Below are 22,258 nucleotides of genomic sequence, written 5' to 3'. Positions count from 1 at the left end.
TCTGGACGGTAGAGCAGACGCTTCACGTCGTCACCGAGCGGTCAAGCCGTTACTCGACGTGCTCTAGCGAGTCGGCGAGCTCGTGTAGGCTTTCGATCGTCATGTCCGGGTCCTGTCCGAGTTCCTCGTCGGGATAGTGTTTCTCCGGTCGGTTCAACCACGCCGTCTCCATACCGGCGTTGTTCGCGCCCCAGATGTCACGCATCGTCCCGCCGGACACGTGGAGAATATCCTCGATCGGCGCGCCGGCTCGGGCGGCACCGTGGCGGTAAATCTCGGGTTCAGGCTTGAACGTCTCGATCTCGTCTGCACTGATCGCGTCCTCCACTAGACCACTGATACCCGCCGTCTCGACCATGTGCGTCAGCATCTCCGGATCGCCGTTTGAGATGACGAACAGATCGTAGCCGGCGTCGGTGAGTCGCTCCATCGCCGGGCGGACGTCGTCGAAGACGGTGATGTTCTCCTTGTAGACTCGGCGGCGAATCTCGTCGCGGGTCTCACCTGGTACGTCGTGGCCGAACGATTCGAGCGCGTACTTCAGCGAGAGCCCCTGGATCTCGTAAAACGGTCGGTAAGCCCCGACGTCGTTCGCGATCACGGTGTACATCATGTTTCGAGACCGCCACACCCGCGAAACGAACTCGGGGTGTTCGATCCCGTCCACGGTCTCAGCGAGTACGTCCGCCTGCGATCCGACGTCGACGAGGGTGGTGTACGAGTCGAATGTTATCGTCTCTACCTGGTCAAGATCAGGCATGGAAGTGGATACCACAGACACGGTCTTAAAACCAACTCCCAAGATAACGATAGTGAGCAGTGGGGCAACGAACCGAGACGGAGTAACCTACTCAGTGTTCACCGGCTGTAGGGAACTCGACGATTCCCGTCTATTGAGTGCACCGCTCGTGACGATGTCCCCGGCGCTCGTCCCTGGGTCGGCGGCGGCCATCGCCGCTGTAACCGTGATCACGTCGACGATGTCGTCGGCGCTCGCACCCCGTGAGAGATCGCTGATTGGTCGTGCGTAGCCCTGTAGGACCGGACCGAGCGCCGTGGCGCCAGCCAGGCGTTCCGATATCTTGTACGCGATATTCCCTGCCTGGAGGTCGGGAAAGATCAACACGTTCGCGTCGCCCCGTATCAGCGCCGAATCATCTGTCTTCTTCTCGGCCACGTCCGGAACCAGCGCTGCGTCTACCTGCAGTTCGCCGTCGATGATGATGGAACCGCGCTGCTGTCTGGCGAGTTCGGCCGTACGCTGGATCTTTTCGACGGTTTCGTGACTCGCGCTTCCCTTCGTCGAGTACGAGAGCAGGGCGACTCTCGGCGTCCAGCCGAACAAGTTCTCAGCCGTGTTGGCGGTCGAGACCGCAATGTCGGCCAGCTGTTCGTCGGAGGGAGCGATGTTTACACCGCAGTCTGCGAACAGGAGCACGCCGTTTTCGCCGACGTCCTTCCGGTCGAAGACCATAACGAAGAAACTCGATCCCGTATCGACCGTCGGGTGAAAGCCGACGACGCCGTTTGCGACTGCGACGACGTCGGCTGAGCTGTTGACCGCACCTGCGACGAGGCCGTCGACGTCGCCGACCCTAGTGATCACCCCCCCGAGGACGAGTTCGTCGTTTAGCATCTCGGCAGCGATCTCGTGCGGTACGTCCCGCAAGTCGGCGTAGATCGCTGCATACTCGTCGATCTGTTCTTCCGACGGATCCAGGATTCGGACGTTGTCGAGCGTGATATCGTTCTTGTCGGCAACGCGTCGGACTGCTTCGCTCCTTCCTAGTACGACCGGCTGTGCGATTCCACTCTCTCCTACGCGAGCGGCGGCTTCGAGGACGCGCGTATCCTCGGCCTCGGGGAGCAGTATCTCCGGAGATTCCTCTCGCGCTTGCTTTCGTAGTTTTGATAAAAGTTCGGTCATCGTGCAACTCCGATGTGCTGTAACGGGTAGGGTGAATCGGGTGGAGCCCTACTCGTCGTAGTTGGCGTCACCCGGCTGCCGGTACTTCTCTAAGACGCGCTCGGGGTCGTCGAGCGCATCGCGGCGGAACGGTTCGAGGAGTTCGGTGCCGTCGGTGATGAGTTCGACCACCGTCGGCTGGTCGGTCGAGAGCATCTCTTCGACCGCGTCGGTGATCTCGTCGGGGCTCGTGACGCGGATCCCGTGTGCACCCATCTCCTGGGCGATCTGGGCGAAGTTGGGGTTCTCGGGGAGATCGGTCCCGAGGAAGCGCTCCTGGTAGAACCAGTACTGGTTCTGCTTCTCCGCTCCCCACTCCATGTTGTTGAAGATGATGGCGTTCGCGTTGATGTCCTCGCGAACGGCCGTCATCACCTCGTTCATCTGCTGCATGCCCCACGCACCGTCGCCAGTGATAGCCACGGCAGGGGCGTCCGGACGTGCGACTTTCGCGCCCATCGCTGCCGGATACGCGAACCCACAGTTCCCGTACGTACCGGCGGCGAGGAAGTTCCCGGGGTTGTCGAACTCGAGGTAGGCATTCGCCATCGAACACGTGTTCCCGATGTCCGTGGAGACGATCGTGTTCTCCGGCAGCGCCTGCGCGACGTCCCAGAGCCCGCGCCGCGGGTGGATCGGCATCTGATCCTGCTGGGACATCTCCTCGAGTTCCTCCTTCCACTCGGCGTACGCGTCCTGGATCTCTTCGACTCGGGAATCCGGCGCTCCGGCCGACGAGTCGAGCTTGTCAGTGAGGCTCCGGACGGTTTCGGCCGCGTCGCCGACCAGCCCGAGGTCCACGGACGTTGTCCGGCCGATCTGGGAGGCGTCGACATCGATCTGGATGATGTCGGCGTCGTGGGGGAACCAGTCCATGCCGTACTGCGGGAGGAGTCCGAAGCCACTCAGTCGACTGCCGACCGCGACGATGGTGTCCGCCTCGGAGAGTTGACCCATCGCTGCTTTCGATCCCCCGTATCCGAGTGCACCGACGGCGAGGGGATGGCTGATCGGGAAGCTATCGTTGTGGAGATACGAGTTGGCGACCGGCGCGTTGAGGAGTTCGGCGAGTTCTGCTACCTCGTCCACGGCGTCCGAGTAGATAACCCCGAGGCCGGCGATGATAGCCACGTTGTCGCCGTCCTCGATGATGTCGACCGCCTCCTCCACCTCCGATTCGGCGGCACCGCCGATTTCGGTCTGCCGGTACTGGTTCGGCGGCAGGACGTCGACCTCGATCTCGCCGTAGAGGTTGTCCCGAGGGAAGTCGATGTGAGCTGGCCCCTTCTTCGTGAGCGACTGGCGGTAGGCCGTGCGGACGTACTCGGCGATACGGCTCTTGTCTTCGAGGCGCTGCTGCCAGTCGACAGTGTCCTCGAAAATAGACATCGTATCGGCTTCCTGGAAGCCGTCCGTGCCGATCGATCCTGTCGTCGCCGTTGGGGACAGCATGATGACCGGAGAGTGGTTGAGTTGCGCTGCCTTGATCCCTGTGACCATGTTGGTGACACCTGGGCCGTTCTGGGCGACGCAGAGGCCGGGTTCCTCGGCCCGGAGCGCCTGGGCGTAGCCGTCGGCCATGTGAGCGGCGTTCTGCTCGTGGCGAACGGGCACGTAGCGGATCCCCGCCTGAGGCATGATGTCGAGGAAGTCCATGAACGCTGAACCGACGATCCCGAACATCACGTCCGCGTCCTCGGCTGCGAACTGCTCTAACAGCGCCTCGCTTGGCGTCATCACTGTATCTTCGTGAATCGGCTGGCTATCGGCTTCTTCGGCTGGCTCTTGCTGTGACATTGGGTAACTCAAAACATCCTTCTTCATGGCCACTATTATAACTTTCCATAACCATAATATATGATACATTTACTACCAACAACGGTACCTTGATTCCGACAGCGAGCCGTATCGTCGATATTGAGAACGCGTGATCGGCCGTCTCCTAGTTCTCGTTGTATTGCAGCCCCCACGTAATACGATTCCAGAGCCGATCATACCCGTAGTACGTGGCCGTTTTGACAGCGTTTGACCAGAGACCGATCGTGAGGGCATCTCCCGCTTGACGTGTGACAAGAAATGCGAAGACGACGGTAATGACGATCATAAAGACGCGGTAGATCACGGCTTTCACAACTGTGCGGCGTTGGTACTGTATCATCACGTCCTGTCTATTGAGCATGGTTACGAGGTTTCCTCTGAATCTGCCATATTGGAACCACCCACCACAGATTTAGCAATTCACATAAAAATCATCGAGCAGGGAAATTAGAGGACCGAGGCCTATTTCCCATATTTTTCGTGATACGAGCCGAGTAGATCCTCTTCAGACGGAACTTCCTCTTCGATGGTCTCAGAGACGGTCGTGATGTTCAAGAAGTGAGTGTACGTGAGATTCTCGTCGAGTTGGTTCCCGCCCCACGTACCGGCGCCCATCGAGAGGGTGAAATCGAGACCGTTGTTGAAGTTTCCACCGTTACCGTAGCACTGTGGCTGATTGATGAGGATCCGGCAGACGTCTATCTCCTCGCCGATCTTGTCGACGTGCTCGTCGGTCGTGGTGTGTAGCCCGCAGGAGTGGCCGGACCCCTCGAAGTCGAGGATGTCGTTCGTTATGTCTAACGCGTCGTCGAAGTCGGACGCGCGGTAGGCCGTGAGCACGACCGAGAGCTTCTCACCGGAGAGGGGATACTCCGGCCCGATGCCCTCTCCCTCTACGACGAAAAATTCCGCGTCCTGTGCTGCAGGATCAGTCAAGTCAGCGGCGTCTGCAATATCGGATGGCGGCTGTGCGACGACTTCCCCGCTGAGCGACCCATGCCCGTCAGGGAACATCGTCTCCTCGAGTTGTTCCTTCTCGTCTGAGTTGCAGACGTATCCACCCTCGTCCTCGAGAGCCGCCATCATCTCGTCGTACACCGCGTCTTCAATGACGACGGAGTTCTCGCTGGAACAACTCGTCGCGTAGTCGAAGGTCTTGCTCAGTTTGATGGCGTTCGCCGCTGCCTCCAGGTCAGCGCTGTCGTCGACTACTGCCACGGCGTTGCCCTCGCCGACGCAGTAGTTCGGCGTGCCCGATTTCTGGCCGTGTTCGACGTTGTTCGACGAGCCGGTTACCTGCAGCAGGTCGACCTGTTCCATCAGCTCGTACGTCTTGTCCTTGTTCACGGGCGGCGGAACCATCTGTACGAGGTCCGTGGGAGCGCCGACCTTCTCGAGTTCGGAGTGGATCGCGTCCACGGTGAGTTCGCAGACGGACAGTCCCTTCGGCGACGGTGAGAGGATGATCGCGTTGCGGCCCTTCAACGCCATCATCGCGAGGTTCGCCGCGGTCGAACTCGGATTCGTCGACGGCACCACGGCACCGACGACCCCGACGGGCTTGGCGATCTCGGTGATGCCCTCCTCCTCGTCAACGTTGATAACGCCTACCGACGGTTCCCCGAGGATATCGTCAAGCGTTCCCAACGTCTTGCGTTTTTTCTTGCTGTACTTATCTTCGACACGCCCCATCCCCGTTGTTTCGACGGCTACCTCGGAGATTTCTTTCGCCCGATCGTCTTCCATGATGGCCCAAGCAGTGGCTTGTACCAACTCGTCGACCCGCTCTTGGTCATAGCTCTCTATCTCCGCCATTGCCGCACGGCCTTGCTCGATCAGCCGAGTTACGACTTCTTCCGCAGTCTCCTCCTGGTCATCGGTCTCTAAACTCATGACACACTAACGGGGTTACAGAACGCAGAATAAATATGTTTCTCCAATATTTATTGTAATACCTGAATTTTATCATCAATCATATTATTAGAGAAGAGGTACATATACGCCTTGAGAACGAGGAGTGATGCCGACGCTGAGGGAACTAGCACTGTTCGTCGGCCGAACCGCGACTGATCTTCGGGTCAGTAGAAACGCTTCAATGTCTGCTTGGCACTATCTCTGTGCAACTAGCGCGTTGGATATATTCGGACAGTACATCTTGATACCCTCTTTTGTAGCTTTTCACCTTTGATGTGCAAGACCTTCAACAAAAGAACTCAATTAATCCGAATATGTCTATTTTCCCCCTTCGGCTATGAACACACCACCAAATGTTACTCATTACCAAGGATCGATATAGTCGAACTGGGGGAAAACAGTCAATGAACTGGTGCAGAAGGGAGTGAACTACATCTCTGATCGAAAGGCCGCTCTATGCTTACAGTCATATGATTGTAATTCCTTGCGGCAGAGATCGATATCTGTAGTAACTTCCTGAGAAACCCGAATATCTGCCTGAAGAGTTACGGATCCTGCTCCCATGGCACAATATAATCCGTTCCCTTCGAGATCAAGGAAATAGCTCTCTTCGAAACCTCCTTTACGAACGTAGGACCGTAATAAACCGGCGCTTTTCGTGTATGACTGCGTTTGGTTTTTCCGATTACTCTCGTCGGCCGCCCATAGATTACAACGATATATCTGTAAATTATCGATGCGGTTCCTCGTAGGAGAGGTGAGAGGGAGAAAGAGTATTATCGATAATAATATCTCTACCTAACACGCCCAGAAAATTTCAGGTTCAGTTCGACTTCGTTTGCGATGCCGAGGAGTATATCCGGGATCTCCTGCGTGAACCAATCTCCCTTGAGGCGATTCTTCGGTCCAGACACGCTGAGCGCAGTAACGATATCGTTCTTTTCATCTAACACTGGGACCCCCACTGCACGCTGACCCTGAATCCGTTCTTCGTCGTTAAACGCATATCCGCGCTCTCGGATACGCTGGAGGCAATCTTTCAGTTCCTCCTCGTCCGTAATCGTGTGCTCGGTCCGTTCCGGGAGGCCCCAATAGTCGATGATCTGGTCGAGTCGCTCTTCGGGGAGGTGGGCGAGAATCGCCTTCCCGGCGGAGGTCGTATGCAGATGGACGTGTTTGCCGATCTGAACGTCAGTCTGTACTGCGTTATTGCCAGTCATCTCGTAAATGTACACTCCCCGTCCGTTCTCCTCTGCGATGACCTGTGCGCGTTCGTTCGTCTCCTCAGCGAGCTGGTTCACCTTCGTTCGGAGCAGCTGATATCCGGGGTGACGAGCTGCCGCGTGGCCACCGAGTCCGAGGAACTGCAAGCCGATATGGTACTCGTCCCCGTGTTTGACCAAATATCCCACTTCACAGAGGGTTCCGAGGTAGTTGTGCGTAGTACTTCGGGGCATATCGAGCTCATCAGCCACCTGAGACACCCTTGCTCCGTCGAGTTCCTGTATCAGTTCAACTATTTCAAACGTTCTCTCGATTGTCGTCAGGGTTTTCGTATCATTGTTATCCATTCGCATGGCTCGATATATGTGGTTATCTTATTTAATACCTTGCCAGTGAGTAGCGTGCGGAGGTCAACGGGGATCTCCGCGGATTCGATATAATGCAACGACAACTATGCTCTTGACAGGGGGATCCGCAGTTCCGGACACTCGGTTGAATATCTGGACACGCTTTCGCTCACAAAACGGGTAGAATAGCGTAGAGAGAGTAGTATCGCCTGTACTGGCGGGTTCGACAATAGCACAGAGATTATCTGTATTATCCGGTTCGAGCCTCGCATCTATCTTGGTGTGGCGAGTCCCAGTTTTATGTATCTGCAATATGTGATCGCTCTCTATGGAGCTGCTACACGTTTGTCTGAACGTGGCGGACGTAGACCAAGCAGAGCGGTTCTACACGGAACAGCTCGACTTCGAGGAATCGTGGTCGTTCACTACCGCCGATGGCAGAACCGAGAACAGATACGTCAAATCAAACGGTGTGGAACTGCAACTCTCGGAAACGGAGGGGGAAACGGAGTTCGACCCGGGAACGGCTTGGGATCACCTCGCTGTCGGTGTAGACGACGTCGACGACACGATCGACCAGATCGAACATTACGGCGTCGTCCAAGAGCCGACTGATCAACCAGCCGCCGATGCACGCACAGCGTTCATCGAGGATCCTGACGGACACGTGATTGAACTCATCGAACCGCTCAACGGTTGAGAGAAGTCGGCGGAGAATGTCAGTGACAGTCTGAAGTGCTCCCAGGCGACGTCCACAACAGACTCTCCGGAGTGTCCCGGATTCCCACGTCTGAGGTGCTTGTAGGGGTCGGTAATCCCCCTTCTGTATGGTCCTATTGCCCTCGTCGCGTCAACGCGAATTCACGGAGCACACAGTGCCAGATTGGGTCCCGAGCCGGTAGCTCAGTCTCTATCTATCGTGTTGTACAGTTCTTCGTTGTGCTGCAGTCGCTCCATCATGTCCTCATGTATCAAGCCATTCGAACCGATGAGCTCCTGCCGATCTTTCTCCGCGTACACGCTGAAGCGGTCGCTGCTCGAATCCGTGATAGTGGCTCCCGCCTCTCTCGCGATAATGACGCCTGCTGCGACGTCCCACGGATGAGTGTCGTATTCCCAAACGGCATCGGCGCTCCCGCTGGCGAGATAGCAGAGATGCAGCGCGGCAGACCCCAGTCGCCTCACTCCTCGCGTCTCATTGTAGAAGTGGGTGAGGAAACTCCCGTCCGGGTCGTATCCCGACATCAACATGCTCTCGTCTAACTGGTCTCGGTTCGTCACCATGATCGGTTCCCCGTTCTTTTTAGCGCCGTCACCGGCAATTGCGCTCCACAGTTCGTCTGTTTCTGGCGCATACACCACGCCAACGATGGGTTTGTCCCCTTCGAGGAGCGCGATAGAAACTGAGTAGTTTGGATTCCCGTTCGCGTAGTTCCCGGTGCCGTCAAGCGGATCGATCAACCACGTGTAGTCGCTTCCGGTTTTGGCGTGAACGCCCTCCTCGGTCCGGATGTTGTGAGCGGGATACTCGTTTTCGATAGCGGTCACGATGATGTTTTCCGATAGGTAGTCTGCCTCCGTAATGACGTCTGATTTGTCGGTTTTGAACTCCTCGGATTCGATCCTTCCGTGCAGATCCCGAAGCGGCTCTCGTACGCTTTTCGCCGCTTCCTTGGCTAGCTTCAGTGCTCGATCGAGCATTTCCTCCGGTTCGTTTCTTTTCGCGACGCCTGCCGGGAGCGATTTCCCGTCTGCATCCCGCGCACCCCATCCGAGGAGTTCGCTGATCGCAGTGAAGAAATCGTCGTCGTAACTCGTTCGCACGAGGTCGGCCGTGTTCTCGGCTCCGGTAACGGTAATCACGTCCTCTGCGTCGAGGCGTTCGTGGTGACGGCCGCCGTCTACCAGCAAGTCGGACTCGTCAGTACAGTTGATCCGGATTGTCGTGTCCTCACTAACGATCAGCGGTCGGACGCCCATTTGATGAGTATGTAGGGGGACGATCTGCAGTGAGGAATTGTTCGTCGGATTGTGGATCGGCCCGTTCGCGGAGAGCGAAACGCCGGTCGCTCCAGTTGGCGTGGAGATCGCTAGACCGGTGCCATCGTACTCGCCCACGTACTGGCCGTCGGCGAACACGTCGAGCTTCGTTATCTTCCGATCGATCGGGTCCTCCGGCGGCACGTTCTGGACCATGACGTCGTTGATGCCAGTGGCCTCGAGCCCGTTCGCTTTCACCGACAACTGTTGTCGGTTGTCGATCGAGGATCGACCCTGAATGACTTCTGTCAGGGCCTCCTCGAGGTCGTCGACGTCGATCCGGACGAGGAATGCGAGCGTTCCGGTATTGATCCCTAAGAGGGGGATGTTGCGTGGTGCGAACTGCTGGATGCCCTCCAGAAACGTTCCGTCCCCACCGATTGTGATCCCCAGCGTTTCGTTCTCTTCGGTGTACACGGCGTCGATATCGGAGCCGACGTCGACCGTGTGTAACTCTAACCCGTTGTCGTTCGTCCACGAACGCAGCCTCGCTACTGCTTCTTCCGTTTCTTCCCCCGGGCTGGTGATCGCTATCAGTTCCTCTATCGTGGCTAGCCGTCTCCCTCTCATTGCGTCATGTTCACACACCTCAACCACATAAATAACATAGGGTTCGTAGATATATTTCCGCCACCGATCGGCTGCATCTCGGCGTTAGTTCATGTGCCGGACCGAGATCTGATCCCTCTGGCCCTTACTTTTTTATACCGCGTTCGTGAATTGCTAACTAACGTCCTATGACTATCATTGCCGCAGTAGACCGATCGAAATGGGCCCAGACCGTTCTCGAAGAGGCACGGAAGCTTGCGGACTTGACCGGTGAGGAGTTGCACATCGTCCACGTTCTCACGGAGTCTGAAGCCGCTGACGTAGAAATGGACAACGTCCAAAAGACCGGCCAGGCGAAGGGGCGAGACGGAATCGCTGAAATCGCGGCAGATATTGCCCTCGAAGCGACGGGAGCGTCCACGGATGATTTCACCTCCGTCGGCTTCATCGGAGACCCGGCCGACGAGATAGTGAAATACGCCGACAAACAAAACGCGCGGTACATAGTCGTCGGCGGACGGAAGCGGTCGCCGATCGGAAAGGCAGTGTTCGGAAGCGTCGCCCAGTCCGTCCTGTTAAACTCCGAATGTCCTGTGGTAGTCGCACCCAAGACGGTGGAGAAGCAATGAGTCTCGACTGAACAATGGGCGAAGACGGATCGAGTACTCATCGCCCCGATTGGTGGGAAGAGAACGAACAGCTCCGTCGGTCAATGGATCTTCCCGCGTACGAGCCGCCGCGCTTTCGCGATGGGGTGTACACCCACACCGTCGTCTCTGAGCTCGAAAACGAGGAGGACTGCACGATCCGGATCGTCGGAATCGACGTCGAGTACGGGGACGACTGGGAAGCGATCGTGGACGGAGAACGCGCGCTAACCTTGGGTCGCCATCGAGACGCGAACGGCAACACGGTTTTCGAGGTTACCTCGGAGGAGTTCCGCGACAGCGTTACCGAGACACTCCGGTCGAACTGACGGACGCCACGGCCGGTATCCCGTCATGCCGTCAGCGGCCGAACGCGCCCAAGAGTTGCTGAGAGCAGTTCGGGGTGCTCCAGTCCCTATTCGTCAGCCGCTTCTGCGAGGCTCGTCATTACGTCCCGCAGGAAAACGAGCGCGTTCGCCATATCGATGAGGCCGTTCATCAACGCGTGTTGACTGGCTCCGTCCGGATATATCCGGTACTCCAGCCGGATCGAACGCATCTCCGTGAAGTTACAGCCGGGGTTCCCGGCCCCGTCGAGAAACGTGTACCAACCGGGTGCGATGGTGAGTACACGTTCGAATCGCGTCAACAAGTCTCGCCGTTTCTCCTCCCGTTCCATCAGGAGCGCGACTGTTTCCGGATCGAACTCGATGGTGCTTGCGACACTGATGGGCCCAGTCCCTCTCACTCTCCCGATGTGGAAGTTCATTCCGGAGACCTGAACGAGATAGTTGTATGCCTCGTCTCCATCCGTGACGTCCTCGATCCGCTGTACGAGGTCGTCGTCGATCCAGTTTCGGACGGTTTGTTTATCGATATCTTGTGTCACAAAACTCTGTGTAACGCCGACGGAGATAAAATTCCGGGTTGATGAGATGGTCAAGTCAACAGGCGCATGCTGGATTCATCCGATCCGGAAACTGCCGTGATCGATAATTTAATTACTCTCGTCATGGCAATGCCACCTGTTAGTATGGCACAAGCCAATAACACCAGTCTCCTTCAGCGAGAGACTATCGTGGATACGGATATTCACCTCACAACCCCGACAGACCAGATCGCGCAGTACGCAGATAAGCCGTACGCTGATTATCTCTCTGCCGAGGACGTGCAGTTGAAAAGTCCCGGGTGGGACCCGACGATGGGGGGCAAAATCGAGGAACGAACTTTGCTGACACCCGAGGATATCGAGGAGGAGGTGAAAGGCGAGATCCATATCGACTACCCTATTGTCAACGCCTTCGTCAACCTGTCGCGTCTGTCGCAGAGCGAAACCGCGGTTCACTTACAGCGTGCGTGCAACGACCTGTTGCTCGATCAGTTCCTGGATGACCACGATTTCCATGGCCTCGCTACCGTCGCAACACAAAAACCGGATAAGGCCGCGGAGGAGCTCGATCGGATCGGAGACGAGGACAAAATCGTCGGGGTGTTCTTGACGAGTACGGGCCCCCGACCTCCGCTCGGAGACCCAGAATATGACATACTCTATCAAGCTGCCGAGGATAACGGGTTGCCAATCGCGTACCACGGAGCGACGAACAGCGGCTTCGACATCGAATTTCCCATCCACAGCCAGGAGTTCGAGAAGTTCGTGGAAGCACACGTGAACGCCCACCTCTGGAGTCAGACGATGACGCTCACCAGCACTATGGTGAACGGAATTCCGGAGAAGTTCCCCGACCTCGATCTCGTCTTCCTGGAAGCGGGGATTTCGTGGGTTCCGTACATGATGTTCCGACTGAACAAGGAACTCTCGATGCGCCGGAGCGAAGCGCCGCTGCTCGAGAAGCAGCCGGAAGAGTACATTCGCGACAGCTACTATTTCGCCACGCAGCCCCTCGGCGAGCCGATGGATCCTGAGCACATGAAGACCATGATCGACATGGTCGGGAAGGACTCACTGATGTTCGCATCCGACTACCCTCACTGGGACTTCGACCACCCCACTGAACTCAACGGGTACCTCCGTAGCCTCTTCTCCCCCGAAGACAGGGAACGAGTGTTGTCGGGCAACGCTAGCGAGGTGTTCGGGATAGGAATATGACTGAACACGTCGTCGCGGACGCGGACGAGATCTCGGATGGAGAACGGATCATCGCCCAGATCGAGGGTCGCGAGATAGGGATCTTCCGGAAAGACGGAGAGTACCACGCATTTCTCAACTGGTGCCCACACCAAGGCGGCCCGGCGTGTGAGGGGACCATATCCGGTACCAACGAGAGCACCTTCGATCGTGACTCGCTCGAACTCGAGGTCTGTTGGGAGAACGAGGGCAATGTCCTCAACTGCCCGTGGCACGGGTGGGAGTTCGATCTGAAGTCGGGTGACTGCCTCGCGCCCAGGGATGATCAACTTCCCACATACCCTGTGAAAACCAGAGACGGTGAATTGGTAGTCGAATTATAGTCCGGCGTCCGTAGAGTGCCCCCGAATACAGCCGATATCAGGCCAGTCCTGAGCACAACTCATCAGACTCGCGACGATCGGTCCTCCTCGATACTGAAGTCGATCGGTGGCTACCTGCATAGATTAATAAGTGGAACTTCCGTAATGCCATATATGACATTTGGTAACACTGATCTCTGGAGCCCCTCCGTGGGTCGGATCGGCACTCAACCGCAATCACGTGCGCCAGAACCGAGGCGAACAGAATGGTGATCGATCGCGCTATCTCGGCCCCCGATCACGAGCTTTCGCCGGAGACCGTTTGGAGTCTCCATCTCCCCCGGATCAGGTTCGGTCGCGATTCGGTCGAGGAACTTCCCCATCAACTCGACGAGATAGATGTCGAACCCGGAGGGACGGGGCTACTCATCACCGGCGAGACGCTGGTGAACGTGGGTCATGCTGACCGCGTTCGAGAACAGGTTGAAGCCGCCGGCTACGAGGTACACGTCTACGACGGTGCGGAGCGCGAACCGTCGATCCGGTCTCTCCGCCACTGCCTCTCGTTCGTCCGCGAGGAAAGAGGCGAGGAGGGCTACGATTTCTACCTCGGACTCGGTGGCGGTACCTGCATGGACACGGCCAAGGTCGTGCAGACGATCAGAGCTAACGAGGGAGAGATCCTTGATTATATAAGCGAACCGACTGGAAACGGCGAACCACTGACCGATTCGGGCGATCCACTGGTCCTGTTGCCGACAACTGCGGGTACCGGTTCAGAGATCTCACCTATTGCTATCGTCGACGTCGAGAAGAAGAGTATCAAGGAAGGAATCGCGAGTGAATACGTTCAGGCCGACGCAGCGATACTCGACCCGACGTTTACGACGACGCTCCCGCCAGAAGAGACCGCGGAGACGGCGATGGACGCGCTCGGCCAAGCGATAGAGGGTTACACGACCCACTCCTTTGACTCACTCCTGCGGGCCACAGATCCCTCTTCGCGGCCGGTGTACGCCGGTCGAACGCCCGTGACCGAGATGTTCAGCGAGAAGGCGATCACGCTACTATCGGAGAATCTCCGGACGGCGGTTCACAACGGCGATAGCCTGACAGCGCGTTCTAACATGCAGCTCGGGGCATTGTTCGGCGGGATCGCAGCGCTGACTGCCGGATCGAATCTCTGTCACGCGATGTCGTATCCAGTGGCGAACAAATGGCACACCTATCACGGCGAGACGATCGCGGTGCTCACCCCTGCGAGTACGCTTGGTTACAATGCTGGCAGCGACCCGGAGCGATACGGTCGTGTTGCGCGCATGCTCGGTGCCGAAACGAGCGGAATGAGCAGTCGCGATGCGGCTGATGCCGCCAAGAGCGAGTTCATCAAACTCCAACGGGATCTGAACGTCCTCCCGAGCGGACTGCACGAACTCACCGGCGCAACCGAAGAGGACGTGGATGAACTCGCGAGACGGACTGTCGAAACCCAGAAGCGTCTCGTTCGCTGTAACCCTCGCGGTGTCTCCCAATCGGACGTTCGTGAGGTGTATCGTGACGCGCTCCACAACTGGTAGCACCGTTTCCGACTTGTTTCTCGGTCAGATCACGGCGGTTACCAGCTCTTCGAACGTCTCGACGGTCAGATCCGGCTCGCCGTCGAATCGGTCCCACGGGGCGTCGTTCCGGTTGAGCCAGACCGTCTGATTACCAGCGTGCTTCGCTCCGTAAATGTCGTACCACGGGGTAGCTACGTGGAGGACGTTCTCGACAGCGGTGTTCGTTGAGTCGGCCGCGTACTCGTAGATCCGGGGATCGGGCTTGTACACCTGTAGCTCGTCAGCGCTGATCGTGTCCGCGATCAGATCACCGATACTCGCTCGCCGGACCATCGAATCGAGTACTGCCGGATTCCCGTTGGACAGTACGTACAGTTCGTAGCCGGCGTCCACCAGACGCTCCATGCCTGGACGGACGTCCTCGTAGACGTCCAATTCGTGGAACGCTGAAGCGATCTCGTCGATCGCGTCGTCGGGAAGCGTACAGTCGTGCGCTGCGAGCGCGTACTCGAGGGCGTCACGAGTCGTTTCCTCGTACGTTTCGTAGTTGTCGGTGAACGTACTCACCATCCGGTAATCCACGGCTCGTGACCGCCACAGATCGGCGACCGAGGCCGGGTCGTCCACGTGCTTTGCGAGCGCTCGCCGCGTAGTGGTCTCGACGTCCACGATCGTGGTGAATGAATCGAACGTGATCGTCTCAACCTCGCCGATGTCCAGCGGCATACGGTAACTATTGATAACGACGCTGTTATAGCTATCTCCGTCAACAGCGCAGAGAGGGTACGAAAAATAACTGCGCACCGCGACGTCTCCTTCCCGGTCGGGCTAGTCGTCGGCGGGGGTGGCGCGGGTGGTCATGTCGACGTCCTCGGCGTCGACGCCGAGTTCGTCGATGGCGACCTGGGCGGCGCGCTTGCCGGAGACGAGCATAGCGCCGAAGGTGGGTCCCATGCGGGGCAGGCCGTAGGTCGTCGCCGTGGCCATCCCGGTGGCGATGAGGCCGTCGTGGACGAGGCCGGTGTGCTCGACGACGGCGTCCTCGCTCTTGCCGACCCACATCGAGTCGTGGCCGGGCGAGTCGTGGCCGGGCGCGCCGTAGGAGTCCTCGCCGGTGGTGTCCATGCCCGTGTTGTGCTCCTTGGCGTGCTGGATGCCCGGCGCGTCGAGCACGCCGCGCTCGTCGAGCTTGTTGACGGCGACGGCGTCGTGGCCCGTCGCGTCAATCACCAGGTCGGCCTCGACCGCGATCGGGTCGACGCAGGTGATCTCGCGGGGCAGCGCGTGGACCGGTGTCCAGTTCATCACGATGCCGCCCACGCGGTGGTCCTCGCGGATGACGATGTCCGTGAACTCCGTCATGTTCTGAATCTTCGCACCGGCGTCACAGGCCGCCTTGATCAGCGCGGAACAGGCGTGGGGGCCGTTCGCGACGAACAGCCCCTCGCTGTCCTGGGACTCCTTGTAGTCGACGTCCAGGTCTTCGAGCACCTGTTCGGCCGGTTCCCGCACCGTCACCTTGTTCATCAGGAACCCGCCGAGCCAGAAGCCGCCGCCGAGGTAGTTGTTCTTCTCGACGACCATCGTCTGGACGCCCCGCTCCGCGAGTTCCTTCGCGGCCATCAGCCCCGAGGGGCCGCCGCCGACGATGATCACGTCGCTATCGGAGAAGTCCATGAACTCCTCGGTCCACTCCTGTCCGATCGCGCGGGTTACCTCCGCTTCGCCGACGTCGCTGAATTCGCTAAACTGACTCATACCATCAAGTGGTACTGTGCGGTGGTTGAAAAATATTTGGGTGGGTTTCTAGAACCGAGGGTGAGTGAGTGTCCATGTTTGGTGACCATACCTGTGGGTATTCAGATCACTACTCGGATGATCTCTTTGCGGAACGCATCTAGAAACACCGGCGCAATACGTTATCGTATATCTTGCCGGCTTACAGTACTTTTAATACAGGCCGTGGATTCCATTGAGGACGAGTCATGAGTGTGGAACACAATAGCGAACGCGAGTTCGTCCGAACGTTCTTTACTTCGCCGACGGCGGTCGATGGTGAAGACGATACCGCGAAGATGTTGCGGAGTGCTGGCCAACTTCGGGGTCTCAAGGCCCCGGATGTTTGGGTTCCTGACAACGAGGACGCGACCGCGCCAAACATGCGTGAAGAAGGCGTTCAAAATATCGTCGAGGTCGTCTCCGAGCAGGGGTCAGACTTCCCCGGAGAGATCCACCCTCGTGTCGTCTGGCATCGAGATTCGCCGACTACACGTCACGGAGGATTCCAGCAGATGCGGGAGATCGCGGATCCTGACAACGGAGCCGTCGAGTACATCGATGGGTTCGTCATTCCGGAGGTCGGCGACATCGATGATTGGAAAAAGGCCGACGAGTTCATTACTATCATCGAACACGACCACGGGCTGGAAGAAGGCAGTCTCTCGATGTCCGTTATCATCGAAAGTGCCGAGGCGGAACTAGCGATGGGCGACCTCCGCGAGGAGATGGGCAAGCCGTCGAACAATCTCGAACGGCTGTTCTTACTCGTCGATGGGGAGGTCGACTACACGAAGGACATGCAGGCGATGACGCCCACCGGTGAACTCCCGGAGTGGCCGGAACTGCGACACAACACCTCTCGAGGCGCCAGTGCTGCAGGTCTCATTTCGGTCGACGGACCGTACGACGACATTCGTGACGTCGAGGGCTACCGCGAGCGGATGACCGAGAACCGGGCGAAGGGGATGACCGGCATCTGGTCACTGACACCGGGGCAGGTCGTCGAGGCGAATAAAGCCCCCCTTCCCCCGAAGACTGGGAGTTGGCTGCTGGAAGTTGATGGCCGTGAGATCGAGCTCGAAGGAGAGGACGGACAGCAGGTGTACGACGGCGACGGTCTTTCACTCGAAGCCACCGATGGGGGGGAGTACATCCTGCGCGAAAGCAACAACCGGCAGCGACTTGACGAGGACGAACTGCGGGAGGAACTGCTTGACCGAACCGCGTACGTTCCCAGCATGAACGACATCGTCGACTCCATGGAAGAGTTCGAAGCAGCCAAGGACGCGGGCAAGGGCGCCATCGCCATGACCCAGTCGACCACGCTCGTCATCGGCGGCGTCGAGATCGACATCAGTAACGACAGAATGTGGGACGAAGCCACGTATCAGGCTGCCAAAACTCCAATCACTCTCTTCCAGGACGTGTACGAGCACCGGCCGGATCAACACGAGGACTTAGAGGAGATATACGGCACTGACGTCGTCGAACGCGCTACGTCTGTCGGTCAGTAGTCGTATACCCCGGCTCTGAGTGGGAGACAGGCCTCTCATTATCGTTTTTCGGCAGGTCGCTAAGAGCGACGAAATCACTCCTGAAACGCAGTTTTTTAACTGTATATAGATCATCGATAGAACTGAAGTACTCTGTTTCCCGTTAATCCGTTCTCTCTCCTACTCACTTACTCGTACCCGAAGGGAAGACTTGTAGTTTTGGATCGCAGAGCAACCGGTAAAGATGATATGCTGTCTTGACGAGTGCGCACATGGCCATAAAGAATGAGAAGATACCCCTCAGAGATGGACTAGAACCTGTCTTGAGAATATATCTTTCAATCAGACTTACATATACTATTCACTACCGTTTAGAGTAAGTGTTGAAATTTTAATTATTTTGGAGCGGGCTTCACCGCCTTCTTCATCAGTCCGAATTCAGGGGCGTGGACCTCTCAAGGTGTGATGACGACTGCACCGGCCGAAACGGTGAGATATGGGACAATCTCCGTACCAGCTGGACAAGCGTTATAGAAGCCCGTGACTATATGTGGTGTGCCATGCTGGCCACGGGATTACAACGCGGCCAAAGGATTCCAACTACAGGGTTGGTAGTCGATGAGTGAATCCGAGGAATCCCTCGTGCGAGGCTATACTGGACGGATACTGTTCGTCGTAGCGATGGGGACGATGCTCTCGTACCTGAGCCGACTTGTACTCTCGCCGCTGTTGCCGACAATTATCGAGGAGGTGGATATTTCGCCCTCAGCAGCAGGTTTTGCGCTATCGGTCATGTGGTTTCTGGTTGCCGTCGGGCAGTACCCAGGCGGACGTTTCTCTGACAAGCTCTCGCGCACAACAGTTCTGGTTATCGGACTCGGAATCCTTGCGATCGGTCTCGGATTGCTCGCTTACGTCAGAACCTACGTCATGTTCATCGCTGCCACTGGCTTAGTGGGGTTAGGAGGTGGCCTCTATTTGCCGGCGGGTTTTGCCTTTCTCTCAGATCTGTTCGTCGCTCGCCGGGGGCAGGCGTTTGGCATCAACGCCGGGAGCATCGATGTCAGCGGGGTTATCGCTGGCCTGCTCGCTATCGGCGTTCTCGCAGTCACGACCTGGCGTACGGCTTTTTTCCCGATGTTCGCAGGTGTGGTCTTGACCCTCGCCCTGCTGCACGCGTGGAGCCGGGAACCGTACATCCTGCGGCGGGTAGATCACAAGATACCCGAGACCTTCAGACGCATTACCACCACATCTCAGATGCTCCGGATACTCTTTGCGTTCTCGCTTTCGGCGTTCGTCTGGCAGAGCGTCACAAGCTTCTTGCCGACGTTCCTGCTGGCACAGGGCTTCTCCGACTCTGTCGCCACCTCCGCCTTCATGGCGATTTTTGTAGTCGGAGTCGTCATACGTCCGGTGGCCGGCGGAGCCGGCGATAGGGTCGGCCACCTATTGGTGGCAGTGTCAGCTTCTGTATCTGCCACTGTGGGGCTAGTAGTTACCGCAGTAGCCCCGTCAGTCCCCCTTTTAATCCTCGGAGTGTTGCCCATGGCCGCCGGACTTGCAGCTATCTGGCCGGTGATGAACGCCTATATCATGGATCTATTTCCCGATGCGAACATGGGTGGGGACTTTGGTGCGACGCGAACAGTCTTCATGGGTATTGGAAGCATCGGCCCATTCATTGTCGGCGTCATCGCCGATACCACGACTTTTTCCATGGCGTTTCTCGGTCTTGCTCTTTGCCTACTCGCAAGCACTGTAGTTCTCGTCCTTTGTGCCCTTGAACCGGGGTAAAAGCGTTACCCTACTTTTGAGAGCCTTCTCAACCGTTCTCATTGAGAATTCAATGGCGTTGTGGGCCTCTCGCTTAGGATTGACACTGGAGCGAGTTTCTTCGTCCTGTTATTAAAGTATTGACAGTAGGCAAAGATAGTGTCTGAGTGGATGCCGGCCGCAGTGATAACATCGGACCGTTGGCCGGGCAGTTGGCCAAGATCTCGATCGCGACCGCCGTGCCAACTAATCATCTCTTCGGGTGGGGCCGCGAATGGCGATGTTGTGTTTTTAACGAAAGGGAGAAGGAGTTACGAAACGATCAGAACGGTCCAGACCGTGACGGACCAAATCTGAGAGAGTACGGAATCGCTGATGATCGACAGCGAGTTGCAGACCGACGCCGTGCTGATTCCTGCGATGGCTGAGTGGAAGACGGGCAGGATGCCGTTGATGAACAGTGAAGCAATTATCTTCTTGGACTTGCTAGCAACCTCGCCTCACGTTGTCCGATCGGCCAGCGGACGCGACGGTGCTCGGCCGATTCTAGGGATATGCCTGGTTGGTGCGCGTCCTCTTATGGAGGCTAGCATGGATGACGTTGTTGATGCACTGCTCTTCACGGCGCAAAAGAGGTGAGTGATACAGGCCTAGGGGATGGGCATCACAAAGGGTGCTCTCAAGTAACCCAGAGATGCAGGTTCACAAGAAACGATGACGGGATCTGAGAGAACTGTAGCCACCTAGTTATAGGAGATATAAACTGTGTGCCGGTCAGTGAGTTACAATAGCGGCCTGTCCAATTCTCGCTTGAGCGTATTGAGTTATTGTATAGCAAGGGAATATCAATAATGTTCATGTGGATAGGTGGGGTAGTTAGGTGTATGTGTATCGTTGTACCAGTCAGTCGGTCGAATAGTGCTGATTCGAGCCTCGAAGAGGGATATCGACTCGCAGAAAAATTTGACGAAGAGTTACATGTATTGCACGTGCTAAGCCGAAATGATTTTCACGAACTCAATCAGACAAGTGTCGAGAGAAAGCACATATCTGTCCAGATGGAAGAGATCGAACGGACTGCAGCCGAAATCGCAAGCGAAATTGCTGATCATGTCCCGATTGATGTTACTGCTGTTGGACGTGTCGGTGACCCGGCAGACAAAATCGTTCAATACGGTCGCGAACAAAACACTCGCTACATTGTCATGGGAGCGAAGAAACGATCACCGGTTGGGAAAACCATTTTCGGTAGCGTTGCACAGTCAGTATTGCTTAACGCTGATCAACCTGTCATAGTCGTCTCGGAATAGATTTCACGCATCGCTGATATCAACGACTGTGCTAACTTTTCTCGTGTGAAAACTCGTCCGAGAGACGAATCTGCAGTGACGATCAACTGGCAGAAGAGAGTCTCCGCATACAAGTACTACAATTGATGAATTTGAGAGACACGATGATGTTATCTCTGAGTCCAAGTTTCCACTGTAGAATGAATTCTCCTCCCAACATTCCACGGTGTGGAGAAATATTTATATGGGAAGGTGTGATGATAATGTACCATGGCAGATGATCACAGTTCGCAGTTTAACCGGAGAGCCGCACTGAAGGGACTCGCTGGTGCAGGATCAGTTGGCCTAGCTGGCTTGGCCGGGTGTTTCAGTGGTGGCGGTGGTACTGATAATGATCGGTCACAACTTGCGTTCGCGCTGTCAGGGAATCAGGGAAGTGCTCATTACGAGGGTGCCCAATTGTTAGCGGATACTGTCGAAGAGAAATCCGACGGCGAACTAACTCTGGATGTTATCTGTTGTCAACAAGCCGGTGGCCCGCCTGAGATCACACAATCGGTTCAGTCCGGGAGTCTGGACATAGGACTGTCAGCGGTGAACAACCTTGCAGGACTGACGCCGGCGTGGCTAGTTTCACAGCTACCATATCTGTGGAAATCGCATAGCGACATGTACGACTTCTGGAACAATGCAGACATCGTCGAAGAGATCAACCAGCGAGCATACCAAGATTTGGATAATATACAGGTACTATCATATTGGGGAAGTAATGGAGGGAGTATGAGACATCTCCATTTCACGTCTAATCCGGGCGCACAGACGCCGGGCGATCTAGACGGGCAGAAAATACGCGTCACTGAATCACCTATCGAACAATCCACGATCGACCAGTGGAATCTGAGTCCGAGTCCAATTGCCTGGAGTGAGACCGTCTCTGCAATGCAACAAGGAACCGTAAATGGGATCCATATCCACTATTTCTGGCTATATAACTCTGACATGTTTGAGCAGATAAATTACACTGTCGAAACCGCGACACAGGACAGTCCGGCTATTGTACATATAAATAGAGACACGCTGGATAGTCTGTCGGAGGACAAAAAGAGTATACTAAACGAATCAATCAGTGAGGTCACGCCACAGCAGATCGAAATGGACATCCAGCAGGGTGAAGAAGCGAAAAGTACGATCCAAGAGGAAAATTCCGATATCGAGATCTACACTCCGACAGATGACGAGTTAACTGAGTGGCAATCGGCCGCTAGCTCCGTGTATGATGAGTGGCTCGGTGAGGAAGGTGTTGCAGAGGACACTGTCAAAGCAGTTCTAGATTATCAGGACTATCAACCGCCCGGTGTTGATATATAGCGTAGACCGAATCGCTACCACCGAAACTAATTAGTAGGGTT

At 56.6% G+C, this 22,258-nt stretch carries 21 protein-coding genes; 11 read left to right on the top strand and 10 right to left on the bottom strand.

What is annotated here, in order from left to right:
* Positions 1 to 49 precede the first annotated feature (49 nt).
* From D8670_RS11800 to D8670_RS11775, 6 genes are all read right to left on the bottom strand, one after another.
* Entirely contained in the window at positions 50 to 760 is a 711-nt protein-coding gene (locus D8670_RS11800) for a haloacid dehalogenase type II (RefSeq protein ID WP_121818289.1), read from the bottom strand.
* Positions 761 to 847: 87 nt separating this feature from the next.
* Positions 848 to 1,927 carry a phosphotransacetylase gene (locus D8670_RS11795; protein ID WP_121818288.1) on the bottom strand — a complete coding sequence of 360 codons (1,080 nt, stop codon included), beginning with the start codon at positions 1,925 to 1,927 and terminating at the stop codon, positions 848 to 850.
* A gap of 48 nt (positions 1,928 to 1,975) precedes the next feature.
* Positions 1,976 to 3,703, bottom strand: a complete 1,728-nt coding sequence (locus D8670_RS11790; RefSeq protein ID WP_233752234.1) for a sulfoacetaldehyde acetyltransferase — start codon at positions 3,701 to 3,703, stop codon at positions 1,976 to 1,978.
* Positions 3,704 to 3,908: 205 nt separating this feature from the next.
* Positions 3,909 to 4,124: a DUF2061 domain-containing protein gene (locus D8670_RS21840; RefSeq protein ID WP_205254078.1), complete on the bottom strand. Its 216-nt coding sequence runs from the start codon at positions 4,122 to 4,124 to the stop codon at positions 3,909 to 3,911.
* Between the two features lie 122 nt (positions 4,125 to 4,246).
* Entirely contained in the window at positions 4,247 to 5,677 is a 1,431-nt protein-coding gene (sauS, locus tag D8670_RS11780; RefSeq protein WP_121818285.1) for an acylating sulfoacetaldehyde dehydrogenase, read from the bottom strand.
* Between the two features lie 815 nt (positions 5,678 to 6,492).
* Positions 6,493 to 7,275: an IclR family transcriptional regulator gene (locus D8670_RS11775; RefSeq protein ID WP_121818284.1), complete on the bottom strand. Its 783-nt coding sequence runs from the start codon at positions 7,273 to 7,275 to the stop codon at positions 6,493 to 6,495.
* Positions 7,276 to 7,597: 322 nt separating this feature from the next.
* Here D8670_RS11775 and D8670_RS11770 point away from each other — a divergent pair, with 322 nt between their 5' ends.
* Positions 7,598 to 7,969 carry a VOC family protein gene (locus D8670_RS11770; protein ID WP_121818283.1) on the top strand — a complete coding sequence of 124 codons (372 nt, stop codon included), beginning with the start codon at positions 7,598 to 7,600 and terminating at the stop codon, positions 7,967 to 7,969.
* Between the two features lie 203 nt (positions 7,970 to 8,172).
* On the opposite strand, the gene D8670_RS11765 is transcribed toward D8670_RS11770, so the two are convergent.
* Positions 8,173 to 9,879: an NAD(+)/NADH kinase gene (locus D8670_RS11765; protein ID WP_121818282.1), complete on the bottom strand. Its 1,707-nt coding sequence runs from the start codon at positions 9,877 to 9,879 to the stop codon at positions 8,173 to 8,175.
* 167 nt (positions 9,880 to 10,046) lie between these two features.
* On the opposite strand from D8670_RS11765, the gene D8670_RS11760 reads away from it, so the two are divergent.
* Both D8670_RS11760 and D8670_RS11755 read left to right on the top strand, forming a co-directional pair.
* Positions 10,047 to 10,487: a universal stress protein gene (locus D8670_RS11760; protein WP_121818281.1), complete on the top strand. Its 441-nt coding sequence runs from the start codon at positions 10,047 to 10,049 to the stop codon at positions 10,485 to 10,487.
* Between the two features lie 14 nt (positions 10,488 to 10,501).
* Positions 10,502 to 10,834 (top strand): hypothetical protein, encoded by a 333-nt coding sequence (locus D8670_RS11755; RefSeq protein WP_162994282.1) that lies wholly within the window; start codon positions 10,502 to 10,504, stop codon positions 10,832 to 10,834.
* Positions 10,835 to 10,920: 86 nt separating this feature from the next.
* Here D8670_RS11755 and D8670_RS11750 read toward each other — a convergent pair whose 3' ends face one another.
* Entirely contained in the window at positions 10,921 to 11,394 is a 474-nt protein-coding gene (locus D8670_RS11750; protein ID WP_121818279.1) for a type III secretion system chaperone family protein, read from the bottom strand.
* A gap of 189 nt (positions 11,395 to 11,583) precedes the next feature.
* Between D8670_RS11750 and D8670_RS11745 the strand changes: the two genes are divergently transcribed.
* The 3 genes from D8670_RS11745 (at position 11,584) to D8670_RS11735 (ending at position 14,530) form a co-directional block, all read left to right on the top strand.
* A complete protein-coding gene (locus D8670_RS11745; protein WP_233752233.1) occupies positions 11,584 to 12,612 on the top strand; it encodes an amidohydrolase family protein in 1,029 nt (342 codons plus the stop codon).
* Positions 12,609 to 12,974 (top strand): Rieske (2Fe-2S) protein, encoded by a 366-nt coding sequence (locus D8670_RS11740; protein WP_121818277.1) that lies wholly within the window; start codon positions 12,609 to 12,611, stop codon positions 12,972 to 12,974. Before D8670_RS11745 ends, D8670_RS11740 begins: the two co-directional genes overlap by 4 nt.
* Before the next feature lie 245 nt (positions 12,975 to 13,219).
* Positions 13,220 to 14,530 (top strand): hydroxyacid-oxoacid transhydrogenase, encoded by a 1,311-nt coding sequence (locus D8670_RS11735; protein WP_121818276.1) that lies wholly within the window; start codon positions 13,220 to 13,222, stop codon positions 14,528 to 14,530.
* A gap of 24 nt (positions 14,531 to 14,554) precedes the next feature.
* Here the strand turns inward: D8670_RS11735 and D8670_RS11730 are convergent, their stop codons facing one another.
* The gene (locus D8670_RS11730; RefSeq protein WP_121818275.1) at positions 14,555 to 15,238 is read right to left on the bottom strand and encodes a haloacid dehalogenase type II; all 684 of its coding nucleotides are present in this window, start codon (positions 15,236 to 15,238) and stop codon (positions 14,555 to 14,557) included.
* A gap of 102 nt (positions 15,239 to 15,340) precedes the next feature.
* Positions 15,341 to 16,270, bottom strand: a complete 930-nt coding sequence (locus D8670_RS11725; RefSeq protein ID WP_121818274.1) for a sulfide-dependent adenosine diphosphate thiazole synthase — start codon at positions 16,268 to 16,270, stop codon at positions 15,341 to 15,343.
* Positions 16,271 to 16,497: 227 nt separating this feature from the next.
* Between D8670_RS11725 and aceB the strand changes: the two genes are divergently transcribed.
* The 5 genes from aceB (at position 16,498) to D8670_RS11700 (ending at position 22,217) form a co-directional block, all read left to right on the top strand.
* On the top strand, positions 16,498 to 17,805 hold the full coding sequence (gene aceB, locus D8670_RS11720; RefSeq protein ID WP_121818273.1) for a malate synthase AceB: 1,308 nt from the start codon (positions 16,498 to 16,500) through the stop codon (positions 17,803 to 17,805).
* A gap of 597 nt (positions 17,806 to 18,402) precedes the next feature.
* Positions 18,403 to 19,581 carry an MFS transporter gene (locus tag D8670_RS11715; RefSeq protein WP_121818272.1) on the top strand — a complete coding sequence of 393 codons (1,179 nt, stop codon included), beginning with the start codon at positions 18,403 to 18,405 and terminating at the stop codon, positions 19,579 to 19,581.
* A gap of 354 nt (positions 19,582 to 19,935) precedes the next feature.
* Positions 19,936 to 20,199 carry a hypothetical protein gene (locus D8670_RS11710; protein WP_121818271.1) on the top strand — a complete coding sequence of 88 codons (264 nt, stop codon included), beginning with the start codon at positions 19,936 to 19,938 and terminating at the stop codon, positions 20,197 to 20,199.
* A gap of 245 nt (positions 20,200 to 20,444) precedes the next feature.
* Positions 20,445 to 20,870 carry a universal stress protein gene (locus D8670_RS11705; RefSeq protein WP_121818608.1) on the top strand — a complete coding sequence of 142 codons (426 nt, stop codon included), beginning with the start codon at positions 20,445 to 20,447 and terminating at the stop codon, positions 20,868 to 20,870.
* Between the two features lie 249 nt (positions 20,871 to 21,119).
* Positions 21,120 to 22,217 carry a TRAP transporter substrate-binding protein gene (locus tag D8670_RS11700; protein ID WP_121818270.1) on the top strand — a complete coding sequence of 366 codons (1,098 nt, stop codon included), beginning with the start codon at positions 21,120 to 21,122 and terminating at the stop codon, positions 22,215 to 22,217.
* The last annotated feature ends 41 nt before the right edge of the window (positions 22,218 to 22,258 follow it).

It is taken from the genome of Halostella limicola, assembly GCF_003675875.1.
Taxonomy (GTDB): Archaea; Halobacteriota; Halobacteria; order Halobacteriales; family Natronoarchaeaceae; genus Halostella; species Halostella limicola.
The sequence above is the reverse complement of the archived record's forward strand: the minus strand, read 5'-3'. Positions and strand labels throughout refer to the sequence as shown.